The sequence below is a fragment of the Mesorhizobium sp. CO1-1-8 genome, assembly GCF_020164875.1.
Taxonomy (GTDB): Bacteria; Pseudomonadota; Alphaproteobacteria; order Rhizobiales; family Rhizobiaceae; genus Mesorhizobium.
The window spans coordinates 18,889-32,982 of record NZ_JAIUGZ010000002.1; the positions used below are offsets into that span (position 1 = coordinate 18,889).

Genomic DNA, 14,094 nt, shown 5'->3' on the forward strand with positions numbered 1-14,094 from the left:
AAGACCCGCATCGCCGCCGCCGTCGCGGGCCGGGACTATGTCCAGGAACAAAAATCCTGACCAGAGGTTCGAGCCTCGATCTCCTGCAGCTTGAACCGCTGCTTCGTCGGTATCCGATTGGAATGTTCGTCATGATTTCTTGCGTGGCCCCGGTAAAGACGCACCTTCAATGAACAAGCCGCCTGACAATGCCGGCCAAAGGGAAAGCAAGCGAAAAGGCGGCGACGTCGTTCGGGCTCTCGGGCTTGGTCTGATCACCGGTGCGGCCGATGACGACTGCTCGGCCATCGGTACCTACGCGAGCGCCGGAGCCCGGTTCGGGCCCGACCTGCTGTGGACGGCACCTGTCACGCTGCCGATGATGTATCTCGTCGTCTATCTTTCATCCAAACTAGGCCAGGTTTCGGGTCGCGGGCTTTTCAAGGTCGTATCGGACTTCTATCCGCGTTGGCTGCTATGGTCTGTGTTGGTGGGCGTACTGATTGGCAACACGATCGAGGCAGCCGCCGACCTTGGCGCCATGTCGGCGGCCATCGTGCTGTTCGTTCCTATGCCTGCTCCCTTGGTCGTCATTGTCGTCGCGGCCGTCATTTTTGCCCTGCAGGTGTTCGGATCGTATAAATTGATCCGAAATGTGTTTCGGTGGCTGGCTCTGGCTCTGCTTGCCTATGTGGTCTCCGCGGTGCTTGCCAAACCGGATGCCGCTTCGGTCCTGCGCGGCACGCTGTTGCCAAAAATCGAGTTCAGCCGGGAATACCTGTCCATCCTCGTCGCCATCGTCGGGACCACGCTCTCCGCATACCTTTACACATGGCAGTCCAATCAGGAGGTGGAGGAGGAGATCGCCAAGGGTCGTACGAGCCTCGAAGAGCGCAAAGGCGCCACCGAGGGCGAACTGCGCCGATCCCGCCGCGATATTCTGATTGGCATGACGTTTTCCAATCTGATCATGTATTTCATCATCCTTTCGACAGGGTCGACCCTCTACAAGGCCGGGCAGACGCAGATCGAGACAGCGGCACAGGCGGCCGAAGCGCTGCGGCCGCTTGCCGGCGACGCTGCCGGCATTCTCTTTGCGGCCGGTGTAATTGGCGTCGGCTTTCTGGCCGTGCCGATCATGACCGCTGGCGCTGCTTTCGATTTCGCTCAGGCGATGGGATGGAAGAGTAGCTTGCATGCCAAACCCCGGCAGGCTCCCAAATTCTACATCGTGATCGGGGTCATAACGCTGGTGGCGGTGGGCCTCAATTTTTTCGGCTTCAACCCGATGAAAGCCCTCGTCTGGTCTGGCATCGTGCAAGGATTTTCAACGCCGCCGCTGCTGCTTCTTATCCTCATCATGACCAACAACCGCAAGATCATGGGCGACAAGGTCAACAGCACCAGCACGAACATCCTGGGCGGCGTGACGACCCTGGCGATTTTTGCGGCGTCGGCGGGACTGGTGGCAAGCTGGTTCCTGTAGCTCGCATGGCATGAAGGATGTTCAGGCACAGTGGAACGTCGGCGGTCAAATGTCGTTGAGACGCTTGCGGGATAAAGGAGTTTGTCCATGTCAAAGTTGCAGGCTGCTACTCCGGATCGTTTAAGGCAACTCAGGCTTGAAGCTTCAGCACATTTCGCTCCGTTGATGCTGAACGAGGCCCTGTTGCGCCTTTCCCATGCCTGCGGAGGCGACAGCCTCGACCGCTTCGAGAAAGCCATGCTTGATCAAATCGAGGCGGCAAAGGACGATCGGGCCGATTTCGAATTGATCAAGGAATTCGCGATCGAGCAGCTTTACGCCCTGGTCCGGAACGCCAACGATTCGCCAAAAAAGAAGCAGTCGCTTGAGAAGATAGACACGCGCAGAACGCCCGGCCGTTCCGAAGAACCACGCACGCTCGAGGACCAACTGCAGGCGGGGTTGGAGGATTCCTTTCCGGCGAGTGATCCGCCGTCGGTGGTGTCCACGACCATTTCAGGCGGAGCAAAAAAGCTGGTCGGGACCGACGAGGTCCTGGAAAAGCAGCGGCAACAAGCGTCTAGCAGCGAAAGTCGCTCGTAGATCGCAGTGCCGGCTGGTTTGGCGGCAACCAAGGCCTGCGGACACGCCAACGGAAACAGCTGACGCATCGCATCAAAGCTTGACAGCCGCCTCCCGCGCCCAGAGCCGCAGTTTGCGACATGACTGCACAAACGCAGTTACCGAAGCTGCCGAATCCAACCGCGTCAGCCCCTCGTCGGCATCGGGAGCGACGCCTGCTTTGATCAGGAGCGGCTCGGCCCCTGGGGTGAAGCCGATGAACTTGCAATGCGCAAACGCATCAGACACGAAATCTTTCGCAGCGGCCTCCTTGACCAGCAGCTCGGCGCCCGCCTCGGAGAGGAGCAGCACCACCGCGTCGAACAAAACGGATGGACCGCCGTCGATCATGTGCCTTGCCTCGATGTGGGTGCCGTCGGCGGCTTCGACGCCGCCCACCTTGGGCGCAACCACCTCCATCACCGCGCCTTCCGCTTCGATGGCGGAACGAAGTTCCTCGAACAGCGCGACATCGGCTCCATCGCCGAGCATGACACCGACTTTGCGGCCTTCGAAACTGTCGGGCCCGTTTTGGATGATGCTGAGCGCCGGCGACGGCGGCAAGTCATCGCGCGGCGGAACGGCGGCTTCGGCAGGTTCGGGCATGTCACGGATGCCGAGCTTGTCGGCTACCGTGGTCGCCAGCGTTTCATCGATGTTCAACAAATGCGAAACCATCCGCTCGCGGATCGCCGGTGCCTGAACCTTGCTCAATTCAAACGTCAGCGCCATCGCGATGTGACGCTGCTCCGGTGGTGTCTGGCTGTTGAAGAATTGCCGGGCCTGGCTGTAGTGATCAGCGAAGCTCTCCGCGCGCAGACGCACTTTCTGCCCTTCTTCGGCATCGGCGAAAGAACGGAAGCCACGCTGCGGATCCTCGCGCGGTCCCAGTCCCCATGAGTTCGGCTCATAATTGGCGCGACCGGCCGGATTGCGCATGGCCATGTGCCCGTCCTGTTGAAAATGGGCGAACGGGCACTTCGGCGCATTGATCGGCAGATGGGTAAAGTTCGGGCTGCCCAGTCGTTTCAATTGGGTATCGAGATAGGAGAAGTTGCGGCCCTGCAGAAGCGGATCGTTGGAGAAATCGATGCCGGGCGGCACATTCTGCGTCATGAACGCAACCTGCTCGGTCTCGGCGAAGAAATTGTCCGGCATCCGGTCGAGCACCAGCCGGCCGACCGGAATTGGTTCGAGGACCTCTTCGGGAATGATCTTCGTTGCGTCCAGGATATCGAAGTCAAAACTGTCGGCAAAAGCCTGATCGAACAGTTGCACCGTCAACTCCCATTCCGGGAAGTTGCCGGCCTGTATGGCGTCCCACAGATCGCGGCGGTGGAAGTCGGGATCGGCGCCGTTGATCTTGACCGCCTCGTTCCAGACCACCGATTGCATGCCGAGCTTGGGTTTCCAGATGAACTTGACGAAGGTGGATTCGTCCTTCGCGTTGACGAGGCGGAACGTGTGCACACCAAAGCCTTGCATGAAGCGGAAGGAACGCGGGATCGCGCGATCCGACATGATCCACATCACCATGTGCATCGATTCCGGCATCAGGCTGATGAAGTCCCAGAAATTGTCGTGCGCCGTCTGTGCCTGCGGAAAGGCACGGTCGGGCTCCTGTTTGGCGGCGTGGATCAGATCGGGAAACTTGATGGCGTCCTGGATGAAGAAGACCGGGATGTTGTTGCCGACCAGGTCCCAATTGCCTTCCTTGGTGTAGAGCTTCACCGCAAAGCCGCGCACGTCGCGGGCGAGATCGAACGAGCCCTTGTTGCCGGCAACCGTGGAGAAACGAACGAACGCCGGCGTCTTTTCACCAGCTCGCTGGAAAATGTCGGCACGTGTGTATTTGGCAAGTGATTCGTAGGTCTCGAAATAACCGTGCGCGCCATAGCCGCGGGCATGAACGACCCTTTCCGGGATGCGTTCGTGGTCGAAGTGGAAAATCTTCTCGCGAAAGTGAAAGTCTTCGATCAGCGCTGGTCCGCGCTCACCGATCCGCAATGTGTTTTGGTCGTCGGAGACAGGCGTTCCGAGCGCCGTCGTAAGGGCAGGCGTTTCGTCCCCCGCGACCTGGTGCAACTCGCCGCCGTTTCCCCGCGCGCTATTCTGATCCAGTCCACTTGCCGATTGGCGAGCGGAGGGGCGAGCGGATTTGGCCATGACAGTTCCTCGATCGATACCGGAAGGTTGAAGTGGTCAAGCCATCAAACTGCCGGTGAGCGGCTTTGTTCCCGTGAAAATGGACGCTGAAGACACCGCTGTCGTGACTGCCGCGGCGATGGTGCGCGCCGATCGGATGACAGATATCTCCGCCCGCGCAGAATTTATGAAGAGTTGTCTCCAGCACGAGGAACGAACCAAACTTCCATGCATTTAGCTGGGGCTGCGTTCACACACTCTTTCTTCTGGGAGCTGGACTATTGTCATCCGGAGGCTGCCTTTTGGCCGACCAGGAAACCAATGAAGTTTCCATCGTTGACCTGATACCCGCGCTGCGGGCATTCGCGCGCACCTTCTGCCGCGTCCCCGACGATGCTGACGATCTCGTGCAGGAGACACTGACCAAGGGTCTCGCCAACATCGACAAGTTCGAACCCGGTACGCGGATGAAGTCGTGGCTCTTCACCATCATGCGCAACACTTATTACACCCGGGTCAAGATCGCTGCCCGGGAGGCGCCCGGCCTGCTCGATTGCGCGTCTTCAAGACCGATTTCGGAAGCCACCCAGGAATGGACCGTTCAGAGCAAGGAAGTTCACGGCGCCATTCAAAGGCTGCCTGAACACCAACGCGAAGTCCTGATGCTGATCGGCGTTTTGGGAGTGAGCTACGAGGAAACCGCCGACATATGCGGTTGCGCGGTCGGGACGGTCAAAAGCCGCCTGAACCGTGCGCGCGCCAACATCCTTGAATTCCTTGGCGAGAGTTCGCTGGAGACATTGATGGAGAGAAGAAACCAGCTTTCGGATGGTCAGCTCGATGTCGAGGTCGACAGCCGCAGATAGTTAGTTCCTCACGTCGCGCCGGCGTTTCTCGACGAGTGCGTTCTGCAGTTCCATCGCCAGCTTGGTCAGGCGGTCTGGAACCCTTTCCTGCTCTATGGCGGCCAGCAGGGAAGCAATCTCCTGATCCACTGTCATCTCCACATGCGGATCCGTGGTATCGTCGCTCGAACGAGACATCACATTCTCTTGATAGCGGTCCCTTGATCGTAGTGTGGTGATAAGCGCCTGGCATTACAAGGCGGTGTCCACCGCCGATAAGCTCATCAGCGGACCCTTTGCACAGGTTTATTCCTTGCTCCTTCGTCGCCGCCGACTATGGATGCGGCGCGGTGGCGTTCAGTCCTTCGGCAATCGGTTAGCGGCGTGATCCTGATATTGATCGGATTTGATCCGATTGCCGTCCAGCCCGCGCTCCTGGCCATGCTGCTTCTTGTCGCGATTCGACAAAACCGCGTTTTCTTCGATCTTGTCCTTCTCCAGGGAGGTCATTGCGCCGACGCCGGCACTCTTGCCCTGGCTGCCGCGACCGAAATGTTTTTTACCGCCAGATGCCATGATCTCCTCCTTCGAAGCGGGGACCCTCGTCGGTGCCCCTATTTCGACGTCCGAACTGGCATCGCACTGTAATGTTCCGTCTCACCGAGCGAGCAAAAAGACGCTGCCATCCCATGACCGAAACGGCTTCTCACCGTCGATGAGGACCTGCAATTGATGAGCTTGCGCCAGACGGCCGATATCGTCGCGGTCTGAGAAAAGTGATCCGCGATAGGAATAGTTCAGCAAGGCGAGCCAGCCCGGCCGATTCAGAACGCGCGCAATTTCTTCGAAATGCCGCTCCGCCATGCCGGCCAGAACCAGATAGGGAAAGCTGTCGACCGCCAGCACGCAATCGAAACTGGCATCGTCGAAATCGGCGAGATCGAGACCGGAGGTTTGTCGCAACTCGACATTGCCGAGTGCGGCGCATTGCTCTGAGGCGATGGAGATCATCCGCGGCGATATGTCGATGCCGACCATCCGCTTGAAGGATTTACACAGCGCACGCTCGAAACGGCCGATGCCGCAACCGATGTCGAGAATGCTCCGTTCCCTTCCCGTGAATTCTCGCGCTTCCAGCCATGCAACGATTTCGTTGGTCGTGGCTGTGAGCCTTTCCTCATCGCCGAGGGATGTCAGTTGGACACTCGCGGCTCCCGAAATCGCTGCCGCGGCATCGAAGCTGGAGGCCAGCCGCGTGACGACAGCGGCATTGGTCTCGTCCTTATCGCGCTCATGCCGAACGGCGCCGCCGGTCGCTCGCAGCATGGCAAAGACGTCTGGTCTGCAGCGCAGCAGTCCGGCGACCTTTCGCAGTCTTGCCGCGTCGCCGGTATCCGCCGGACGGACTTTCAGCACGACCTCCGCCAATTCCGCTGCTCCAATTGTGGACGGCAGGTGGAGCGCCAGCCTGACGAGAACACCTTCGGCGCAAATACCATCTGCCATGCAGTCTTCAATCGCCAGCCTGACCGATGTCCGGCGCTGGGCAGCTTTCGGTGCGGTTCCACTCATGGGTCAACTCCGCGTCCAGACTCTGCGCATCGTCCACCTGTCGACGGCGCCCCAGCCATATTTGTAGGCCTCCTGGCCGCGCAGGAAATCGAACTCGCGCGCATCTTCGCGGATCGACTCCGCGATTGCGTGGCCAATCAGGATCGCGCCTGGGCTCTGCTCGGCATAAGCAGGGTCGAAGCCACCCAGATAAGCATAGGCACGGCCGCGGTGGTGAAATCCGTAATAGGCACCGACGGTCCTGCCATCGATCGCAAGCAGCCAGCATCGCACCAGACCGTGAGCATCGAGCAAGGGAAGCGAGAGCCGATGGAATTGGTCGACGGCGGGGTTGGCCAACACACCGCCTCCGTGTTCGGCCCAGCGCACATTGTGCAGGCGGATCAATTGATCGAGGAAGGTTTGCGGACTGCCGCTTGCCGATGACAGCGCAATCCGGCCGCATCTTGATGCGGCCTGGCGCGCCCGACGCAACTGGCGTCTGCGTCTTGCGGGGACGCAGCCTGCTAGCGTTTCGTCGCCGGCGATGGCGAGCACGGGGCAGGCGGCATGGGCGGTCGGCCGATCCATCTCGGGATGCTTTATCGCAAGGGCGACGCTGTCCTGCGCCAAGTCCGACAAGATCCATTGCGCCCACCCGATCGAGAAGAACGACTCGGTGATAATGCCGACAACCTCGGCTTCGATCCCAGGGACAGCCAGGATGTCCAGATAATCGCTGAGCGAAATGCCGACCGGAAGCAGCTTCGAACCGGCCGTCCCATGCTCCAGGTAACACGGCGCCAGACCGACCAGATCGCCGCCGCGCCAGACCGCGACCGTCGCCAGTTCACCGGGTGCGAATGCGTGCCACCATGACACCAGCCAGGCGGGAGATTGAAACGGCGTCGCCGAGGGACTCTGCTGCCAGAGTTTCCACCAGTGCGGCGTCAAGGCGTTGAATTGTGCGCGGTCACCGATGATTTCGCAGCGCAGCACCGCTTTGCTCACGGTGCCGCAGCCAAGCGCCGGCGAGCGGTGCCGAGCTGTGCCAGCGCCTGATAGGCATCCATGTAAGATGAGATCATCCGTTCCAGCGAAAACCGCCGGCGCGCTTCGGCCCTGCATGTCTCGGCATCCAAGCTGGGCGCCGCAAGAATGGCTTGGGCCATCTCGTCGACCGTATCGACGAGAAAGCCCGTCCTGCCATGCTCGATCACATCCGGAAGCGCACCATTTGGAAAGGCGACCACCGGGGTACCGCAGGCGAGGGCCTCCATGGCCACAAGCGAGCTGGTCTCGGCTGCGAGGCTCGGAATGACCAGACAGCGCGCTGCGTTGAGAAAGCGTCGCTTGGCGGTGAAGCCGAGCGGACCAAGGAAGCGGCGGCGGCCATCGAGGCGAGATTGGACCTCGTCACGAAAGTACCGCGTATGCGTTTCGTAGGGATAGACCTTACCGCCGATGACCAGCGGAACGCCTACCTGTTGGGCTGCATCAAGCGCCAGGTGAATGCCCTTTTCCGGGCAAACCCGGCTCAGAACCAGGGCAAAGTCGCGCTTCGGCTGCGGCAGGTTCAGTGCTTCGATGTCGACGCCGTTCGGAATCGGTGCTGCCAGTCTGGCACCTGGTGGCGCGGTTTTCTGCTGGCTGGGCGAGACCGCATGAAGCCAGAGGTCGCCGCGTGTCGGGCGCAATGCCGCGGCCGGATACAAATCCAATGGCAGGTGGAGGGTCACCAACGTCGGACCATCGTCGGGAAGATAAGCGTCGAAATCGATGCCGTGCAGATGGACCACATCGATGGGCCATCGGGCGCGGGCAGCGGCGATCGCTTTGCGATGGGCTTGTTGCGCGCGGCTCTTCGCCGCCTCGTCGAGCACGCCGTTTTCGGCTGGTATTTCCACAAGCGTGCCGCTCGTTTTGGAGCCACCGCAAGCAATGACGATAGATCGATGACCGGCGTGAACCAGTGCCCGATCGAGCATCGACAGAACCTGTTCGGCACCGCCAACGGCGTCGGGGCCGACCGGCGCGAGAGGGTAGGCGACATTGAGGACGGTGAGTGTCGCGGCTGGTTGCGTCCCGCTGCCATGCGCCGCATCTCCACCTGTCATTGGTGTCGCGAAGTCCGGCATCTGATGCATGGGCAGCATGACGATTTCACGCGGCCGAGGCCCGCCGCGTGGGGAGCGAGGCGGATGTCATGCCAGGCGCATAGCGGCGGATCATGGTTGAGCAGAATTCCGCGAACTCCTCCGGCACCAGTGGCGGGCTAGTGTGGTGGGGCATCATTCCGCGGTGCTGAGGCGTGAAGCAGAAGGTGACCGTCACGTCGAAATCGGCGAGTGCTTCCATCTGCCGGTCGAACCAGTCCAGCGCATTCGGCCGAAAACTGTCCGCCCAGGAAAGCCCGGTACGCATATTGGTGACACCCAGCCGCTTCATCCAGGCGACGGCATCGTCCAGCCGCGGATCTTCGAAATGAAACCACTGCACCAGTCCCATTGCGGGTGTATAGCGCAGGAATTCCTCCAGCGCGGGCTTTGGCGTGCCGTCCTGGCGCAGCAGCCCCATGTGGAAATGACGGTAATAAGAAGAGCCCTCGGCTTCGCGGTGACGCGTCGTTGCTTCCCATTCACGCGGAAGATCGTAGAGGCTGTACCACTGGATGCGTGGTGCGTTGCCGAGCAGCAATTCAGCTGTGCGCTTGAGCCCCCAGACCTGGATTTCCTCGGCGCCGAAGGTCGATACGCCGACTTCGCTGACCCAGATGGGAAGGTCGGTGACGGTCGCGATCTCGCCGATCTTCTGCGGCCATTCCTGGATCTGCCACAGATTCCAGTCGAGGGGAAAGCCGTGCACGGCGACGGCGTCGACATGATCCAGCACGCCGAATTCCTTCATGCGGATGATGAACCCCGGGTCTATCGGCGAGATGCCACCTAGCACTTTGGTCAAAGCCTGGTTTTCAGATGCGATTGCGTCCGCCGCCAGGATCGCCATCCGGGCAAAGCGGCTCCAATCAGGGTCGAGTTCGGGGTCCCAATGCGATTTGTTGTTGGGCTCGTTCCAGATCATCGCGGCTTCAATCATGGCGCTGTCCTTTCGAGGGGTAGACGGGACCCCCACTGGCCGGGTCGCCAGCGGCGCGGCAGAAATAGACCTCCTGCTCCGGATGCAGGACGATTTCAAATCCGGCGCTGCGCAGCATCGCTTCGGTGCAGGCGCGGTTGGGTATCCACCAGTTGGTCGGGTCATCGGCATAGCGGTGCTCGATGAAATGCAGCTTGGGAAATTCCGGCCGGTCGAACAGGTCATGCGTCCAGAAATGATAGTTCTCTTCCATCTCGGGCAGATCCGTGCTGCCGCGCTGCATGGACTGGAAGATCATCAGGTCACCGGCGACATGCTCACGGATAAGGTCGAGCGCGAGCAAGGGGTGGCGCAAATGATAAAGCACCCCCATGAACAGCACGATATCGAATGTTTCGCGCAGGGCGCCGACGTCGTAGACCGAAAGTTTCTGGAATTCGATCTCGCAATTGGCGATCTCGGCGGCAAAGCGGGCCTGCGCCAGATAAGCCTCATCGAAATCGATGCCGAGGACACGGGCAGCACCTCGCCGTTTCATCTCGATGGAATAGAAACCGGCATTGCAGCCGATATCCAACACCGTCTTGCCTGTCAGATCCGCGGCAATGGCCTCGGCGAATTTGCGCCATTTGATCAGCGGATAATTGCCGAGAAAATGGTTGGGAGCGGTTTCGACACCGGCCAGTTCCATGTTGTGGAACCATGGGCCGAGAGCGTCGATACGGCGGCGGATTTCGGCATGGGAATGCAGCATGATCAGGCTCCTTCGCCCGGCACGACAGGCACATGCGAACGGGCACCTGGCATTATCGTGGCGGGTTGGTGATGGACGGGTGCGGCGCCGTCTTCGAGCAGCCGCAGCGCCGTGCGATAGCCGTTGAACGTACCGACATCGACATAAGCGGACCCAGCCTTGACGCCAGAGGCCTGACCTCCGGCCGCAAGGTAGGCGTTGACCAACGTGCCGACATATTCGTCACGGCATTCCCGCTCGCGCCAGAGTGCCGCAAGCTGATGCAGAATTTGGCCCGGCATCTTGAACGCACCCCAAACCCAGTTCGTGCCGGCATCCTGTTGCTTGACCTGGATTTCGGTCACGCGCTCGTCGTCATCGACAATGACGGCGTCGAAGAATTCCGGACGATCCACCGGGAAGAGCAGAAATGAAAGCTGATCGTCAGGCAAATGACAGAAGCCGTCCTCGGGAAACCAGATCGTGTCGGGAAGGCCGACCAGGACGACTTCGTCGGGCGCGACGAGAGGCGCTGCCCGAAAAATCGCATCGCAAAGTCCAACAGGGTTGGGCTGCACCACGAAGAGAGCCGCGGCGTCCCCGTAGCCGGCGGCGTAATATTCGAGAATGTCGGATTTGCCCGATCCAATGATGAAACAGATCTTGTCGACGCCGGCGCGCACCATCCGCCGCACCAGATACTCGCTCACCGCGCAGGGACGCTCCGTCTGTCCATCGATCCGACTGCCTACCGGCAGCAACTCTTTCGAGAAGCCGAGCGGTTGAATGCGGCTGCCGCGCCCGGCAGCGGGCACAATGCCCAACATCAGACTGCTTCCATCATCGGTTCGCCGGGAGATCTTTGAAAGGCGTCGTTTAGAATGTGGTCCAACTCCGCCGCGCGCCGGGCAGAAGTGTGTTCGTTCAAAACCCGTTCGCGCGCCCGGGTTTTGATGGCATCGAGTTCATCTGCCGGCAAGGCGAGCGCCGCGACCACGTCATCGGTGTCGTGGGCCAGCAGGATCTCGCTGCCGGGTTCGAAGAAGCTGCTTAGGCCAGGCCAGGTGTCGGTTATGATCGGCACCCCGCATGCCGCCGCTTCGAACAACCGGCCCGAAGGACACCAGCCTTTTTGCACCATCGCCTCGCGGGTGACATTCAGCGTCAGTCGGGAGGATGAGAAAAACGCCGGATGATCGGCCGGTGGCAGATGCCTGACGAAGAAGATGTTGTCGCCCCACGGGAATTCCTGCGGATACTGTGCGCCGCCGATGATGAAGCGTCGATCCGGTAGACGCGCGGCGGTACGGACCAGCAGCTTTTCGACGCCGGCCTGGCGATCCGCCGCGTAGGTCCCGAGATAGGACAGATCACCTGCGAATTCGGCCCGCTTCTCTGCCGGCCGGTGTTGGTCGGGATCGACATGCCCATAGAGCGGCACCACATGGCGCGCACCCAGAACCGTCTTCAGCGCGTCGACCGCCGAGCCGCCGGTGTAACTCAGGACGAGGTCGAAATCGGCAAGACCCTCGGGGCCGAAATAGGGTGGACGCTCACCTTGTTCGATGCGGGCAAGCGTGACCGGAGTGTCCAGATCGTAGAACACACGCAGTCCGCGGCCTGCCTGCTGCGCCAGCCGCGAGGCGTCCACGGCGTCGGGACAATACGAGGTGACGATCACGACATCCGATTGTTTGATCGTTTGCTCCGCGACCCGGCGGATGTCATCCCAGTCCGGGTAGAGCACGACGTTGCCGCCGTCCAGATGACCGAGATCGCGCGTTCCGGCATAGTAGGGTGTGTCGCGTTCGAAGAAGGTAATGGACCAGCCGCGCCGGGCGAGGGCTCGGATCAGTCCCCTCCATAAGGTGGCATGTCCATTACCCCATGAAGACGTGACGGTAAGACCGAAAATGACCATCTGCATCCGGCAAATCCTCGTCAGGCACCTTCGTTCAATCGGATCAGCTTCGCCCCCCAGTCCCCCGATACGATCGTCGTGATCGAGGCGGGATCGATGTCGAAGCGAAAGCAGTCACCGGGCGGCAAGCCAAGGACGTTGCAGACGGCGGCCTTGATCACATCGGCGTGGCTGACCAGGGCGACGCATTGGTTCTGATGCCGCTCGCGGACCGCGGTCATCAGCGACACAATGCGTTGCTGGACATCCTGCATGGTCTCGCCACTTGGTGTTCTTGCCTCCTGCCGCTGGTCATTCCAGGCTCGCCAACTGGCGTCGCCATTCAGCTCATCGAAAGTCTTTCCCGACCAGTCGCCGAAGTCGATCTCGTCGAGTTCGGCGCAGATCGCGATTTCCCCGACACCGCAGGCTAGCGCGATTGGCAGCGCCGTCTCTCGCGTACGCTCACGCGGGCTGCACAGGATCGCGACGATGGGCTCCCGGGCCATGCGGCCGCCAAGCTGCGCTGCCTGTGCCTTGCCGGCATCGCCGAGGCAAACGCCGTCCATCCGGCCTGCAAGATAGGAGCCAACATTGTCGTGCGCCGCATGGCGGATCAGAAAGAAGGTCGTCGTCATTCTGCAGCATCGAGCAATGGCTCGTCCTTGCCGGCGATGAACGCAAGCGTGCGCTGCCGCGCTTCGGCGTCGGTGAACTGTTCGGGAGGCGACTTCATGAAGTAACTGCAGGGACCGGTCAGGGCACCGGCTATGCCGCGATCGAGCGCCAGCTTGGCGCAGCGTACCGCATCGATCACCACGCCGGCTGAATTTGGAGAATCCCAGACTTCCAGCTTGAGCTCGGCATTGAGCGGCACGCCGCCGAAAGTCGTGCCTTCCACCCTTATATAGGCCCATTTGCGATCGGTAAGCCAAGGCACATGGTCGCTCGGGCCGACATGGATGTTGCCCGGCTCCAGGGGAACATCGAACTGGCTGGCCACGGACTGCGTCTTCGAGATTTTCTTCGATTCCAGCCGCTCGCGCTCCAGCATGTTGAGAAAATCGGTGTTGCCGCCGAAATTCAGCTGATAGGTGCGGTCGATGCGTACGCCGCGTTCGCGGAAGAGATTGGCCAGCAACCGGTGCACGATGGTCGCGCCGACCTGGCTCTTGATATCGTCGCCGACCAGCGGCAGTCCCCGCTGCTCAAAGCGCCGGCGCCATTCCGGGCGTGAGGCGATGAAAACGGGTATGCAATTGACGAAGGCGCAGCCGGCCTCGAGTGCGCATTCGGCATAGAAGCAGGTCGCCTCCTCGGAACCCACCGGCAGGTAGGAAACCAGCACGTCAGCGTTGCTGTCGCGCAGGATTTCGCTGACATTGGCAACCGGCTCCGGAGCTTCTTCAATCTCGTCGCGCAAATATTTGCCGATCCCGTCCAGCGTCGGTCCGCGCTCGACGCGAACGCCGGTTGTCGGCGCGTCGGCAAAGCGGAAGGTGTTGTTCGGGGCGGCGTAAATCGCTTCCGCGACGTCCAGGCCAACCTTGCTCTTGGCGACATCGAATGCGCAGACAATCTCGATGTCGTCGACATGGTAGCCGCCGAGGTCGGCATGCATCAGCCCAGGGATTGGTTCGTTGCTTTTCGCGTGACGGTAAAAGGAGAGGCCCTGCACGAGGGAAGATGCGCAGTTGCCGATCCCAACGATACCAACACGAACCTTTTTCGATCCCACGAAACCGCCACCCTATGTTGT

Annotated in this window: 15 protein-coding genes; 3 read left to right on the forward strand and 12 right to left on the reverse strand. The window is 60.8% G+C overall.

The annotated features are described in order from the left end of the window. Positions 1–169 precede the first annotated feature (169 nt). Together LB558_RS03515 and LB558_RS03520 are read left to right on the forward strand one after the other, a co-directional pair. Positions 170–1,465, forward strand: coding sequence for an Nramp family divalent metal transporter (locus LB558_RS03515; protein ID WP_224696242.1), 1,296 nt, complete (start codon positions 170–172; stop codon positions 1,463–1,465). 87 nt (positions 1,466–1,552) lie between these two features. Further along, positions 1,553–2,047 (forward strand): hypothetical protein, encoded by a 495-nt coding sequence (locus tag LB558_RS03520; RefSeq protein ID WP_224696243.1) that lies wholly within the window; start codon positions 1,553–1,555, stop codon positions 2,045–2,047. Positions 2,048–2,119: 72 nt separating this feature from the next. Here LB558_RS03520 and LB558_RS03525 read toward each other — a convergent pair whose 3' ends face one another. Next, positions 2,120–4,231 carry a catalase gene (locus LB558_RS03525; RefSeq protein WP_224696244.1) on the reverse strand — a complete coding sequence of 704 codons (2,112 nt, stop codon included), beginning with the start codon at positions 4,229–4,231 and terminating at the stop codon, positions 2,120–2,122. Positions 4,232–4,512: 281 nt separating this feature from the next. On the opposite strand from LB558_RS03525, the gene LB558_RS03530 reads away from it, so the two are divergent. Then, the gene (locus LB558_RS03530; RefSeq protein ID WP_027036349.1) at positions 4,513–5,076 is read left to right on the forward strand and encodes a sigma-70 family RNA polymerase sigma factor; all 564 of its coding nucleotides are present in this window, start codon (positions 4,513–4,515) and stop codon (positions 5,074–5,076) included. Here LB558_RS03530 and LB558_RS03535 read toward each other — a convergent pair whose 3' ends face one another. From LB558_RS03535 to LB558_RS03585, 11 genes are all read right to left on the reverse strand, one after another. Then, positions 5,077–5,253 (reverse strand): hypothetical protein, encoded by a 177-nt coding sequence (locus tag LB558_RS03535; RefSeq protein ID WP_224696245.1) that lies wholly within the window; start codon positions 5,251–5,253, stop codon positions 5,077–5,079. Between the two features lie 159 nt (positions 5,254–5,412). Next, positions 5,413–5,631: a hypothetical protein gene (locus LB558_RS03540; RefSeq protein ID WP_224696246.1), complete on the reverse strand. Its 219-nt coding sequence runs from the start codon at positions 5,629–5,631 to the stop codon at positions 5,413–5,415. Positions 5,632–5,712: 81 nt separating this feature from the next. Continuing rightward, positions 5,713–6,627, reverse strand: coding sequence for a class I SAM-dependent methyltransferase (locus tag LB558_RS03545; protein ID WP_224696247.1), 915 nt, complete (start codon positions 6,625–6,627; stop codon positions 5,713–5,715). A 3-nt stretch (positions 6,628–6,630) separates the two neighbouring features. Continuing rightward, positions 6,631–7,617, reverse strand: coding sequence for a GNAT family N-acetyltransferase (locus LB558_RS03550; RefSeq protein ID WP_224696248.1), 987 nt, complete (start codon positions 7,615–7,617; stop codon positions 6,631–6,633). Next, complete coding sequence (locus LB558_RS03555) at positions 7,614–8,762, reverse strand: glycosyltransferase family 4 protein (protein ID WP_224696249.1); 1,149 nt, start codon at positions 8,760–8,762, stop codon at positions 7,614–7,616. Before LB558_RS03555 ends, LB558_RS03550 begins: the two co-directional genes overlap by 4 nt. Before the next feature lie 7 nt (positions 8,763–8,769). Next, complete coding sequence (locus LB558_RS03560; protein WP_224696250.1) at positions 8,770–9,702, reverse strand: beta-xylosidase; 933 nt, start codon at positions 9,700–9,702, stop codon at positions 8,770–8,772. Beyond that, the gene (locus LB558_RS03565; protein WP_224696251.1) at positions 9,695–10,456 is read right to left on the reverse strand and encodes a TIGR04290 family methyltransferase; all 762 of its coding nucleotides are present in this window, start codon (positions 10,454–10,456) and stop codon (positions 9,695–9,697) included. The genes LB558_RS03560 and LB558_RS03565 overlap by 8 nt, the downstream gene beginning before the upstream one ends. 2 nt (positions 10,457–10,458) lie before the next feature. Next, positions 10,459–11,262: a sugar phosphate nucleotidyltransferase gene (locus LB558_RS03570; protein WP_224696252.1), complete on the reverse strand. Its 804-nt coding sequence runs from the start codon at positions 11,260–11,262 to the stop codon at positions 10,459–10,461. Continuing rightward, positions 11,262–12,362, reverse strand: a complete 1,101-nt coding sequence (locus LB558_RS03575) for a glycosyltransferase (protein WP_224696253.1) — start codon at positions 12,360–12,362, stop codon at positions 11,262–11,264. The genes LB558_RS03570 and LB558_RS03575 overlap by 1 nt, the downstream gene beginning before the upstream one ends. 14 nt (positions 12,363–12,376) lie before the next feature. Beyond that, positions 12,377–12,973: a histidine phosphatase family protein gene (locus tag LB558_RS03580; RefSeq protein WP_224696254.1), complete on the reverse strand. Its 597-nt coding sequence runs from the start codon at positions 12,971–12,973 to the stop codon at positions 12,377–12,379. After that, on the reverse strand, positions 12,970–14,073 hold the full coding sequence (locus LB558_RS03585) for an inositol-3-phosphate synthase (protein ID WP_224696255.1): 1,104 nt from the start codon (positions 14,071–14,073) through the stop codon (positions 12,970–12,972). The genes LB558_RS03580 and LB558_RS03585 overlap by 4 nt, the downstream gene beginning before the upstream one ends. Positions 14,074–14,094 lie beyond the last annotated feature (21 nt).

Coding starts and splice junctions, on each gene's coding strand:
- LB558_RS03540 (WP_224696246.1), bottom strand. CDS start 5,631: ATGGCATCTGGCGGTAAAAAACATTTCGGTCGCGGCAGCCAGGGCAAG.
- LB558_RS03515 (WP_224696242.1), top strand. CDS start 170: ATGAACAAGCCGCCTGACAATGCCGGCCAAAGGGAAAGCAAGCGAAAA.
- LB558_RS03565 (WP_224696251.1), bottom strand. CDS start 10,456: ATGCTGCATTCCCATGCCGAAATCCGCCGCCGTATCGACGCTCTCGGC.
- LB558_RS03545 (WP_224696247.1), bottom strand. CDS start 6,627: ATGAGTGGAACCGCACCGAAAGCTGCCCAGCGCCGGACATCGGTCAGG.
- LB558_RS03570 (WP_224696252.1), bottom strand. CDS start 11,262: ATGTTGGGCATTGTGCCCGCTGCCGGGCGCGGCAGCCGCATTCAACCG.
- LB558_RS03580 (WP_224696254.1), bottom strand. CDS start 12,973: ATGACGACGACCTTCTTTCTGATCCGCCATGCGGCGCACGACAATGTT.
- LB558_RS03520 (WP_224696243.1), top strand. CDS start 1,553: ATGTCAAAGTTGCAGGCTGCTACTCCGGATCGTTTAAGGCAACTCAGG.
- LB558_RS03575 (WP_224696253.1), bottom strand. CDS start 12,362: ATGCAGATGGTCATTTTCGGTCTTACCGTCACGTCTTCATGGGGTAAT.
- LB558_RS03525 (WP_224696244.1), bottom strand. CDS start 4,231: ATGGCCAAATCCGCTCGCCCCTCCGCTCGCCAATCGGCAAGTGGACTG.
- LB558_RS03535 (WP_224696245.1), bottom strand. CDS start 5,253: ATGTCTCGTTCGAGCGACGATACCACGGATCCGCATGTGGAGATGACA.
- LB558_RS03555 (WP_224696249.1), bottom strand. CDS start 8,762: ATGCTGCCCATGCATCAGATGCCGGACTTCGCGACACCAATGACAGGT.
- LB558_RS03560 (WP_224696250.1), bottom strand. CDS start 9,702: ATGATTGAAGCCGCGATGATCTGGAACGAGCCCAACAACAAATCGCAT.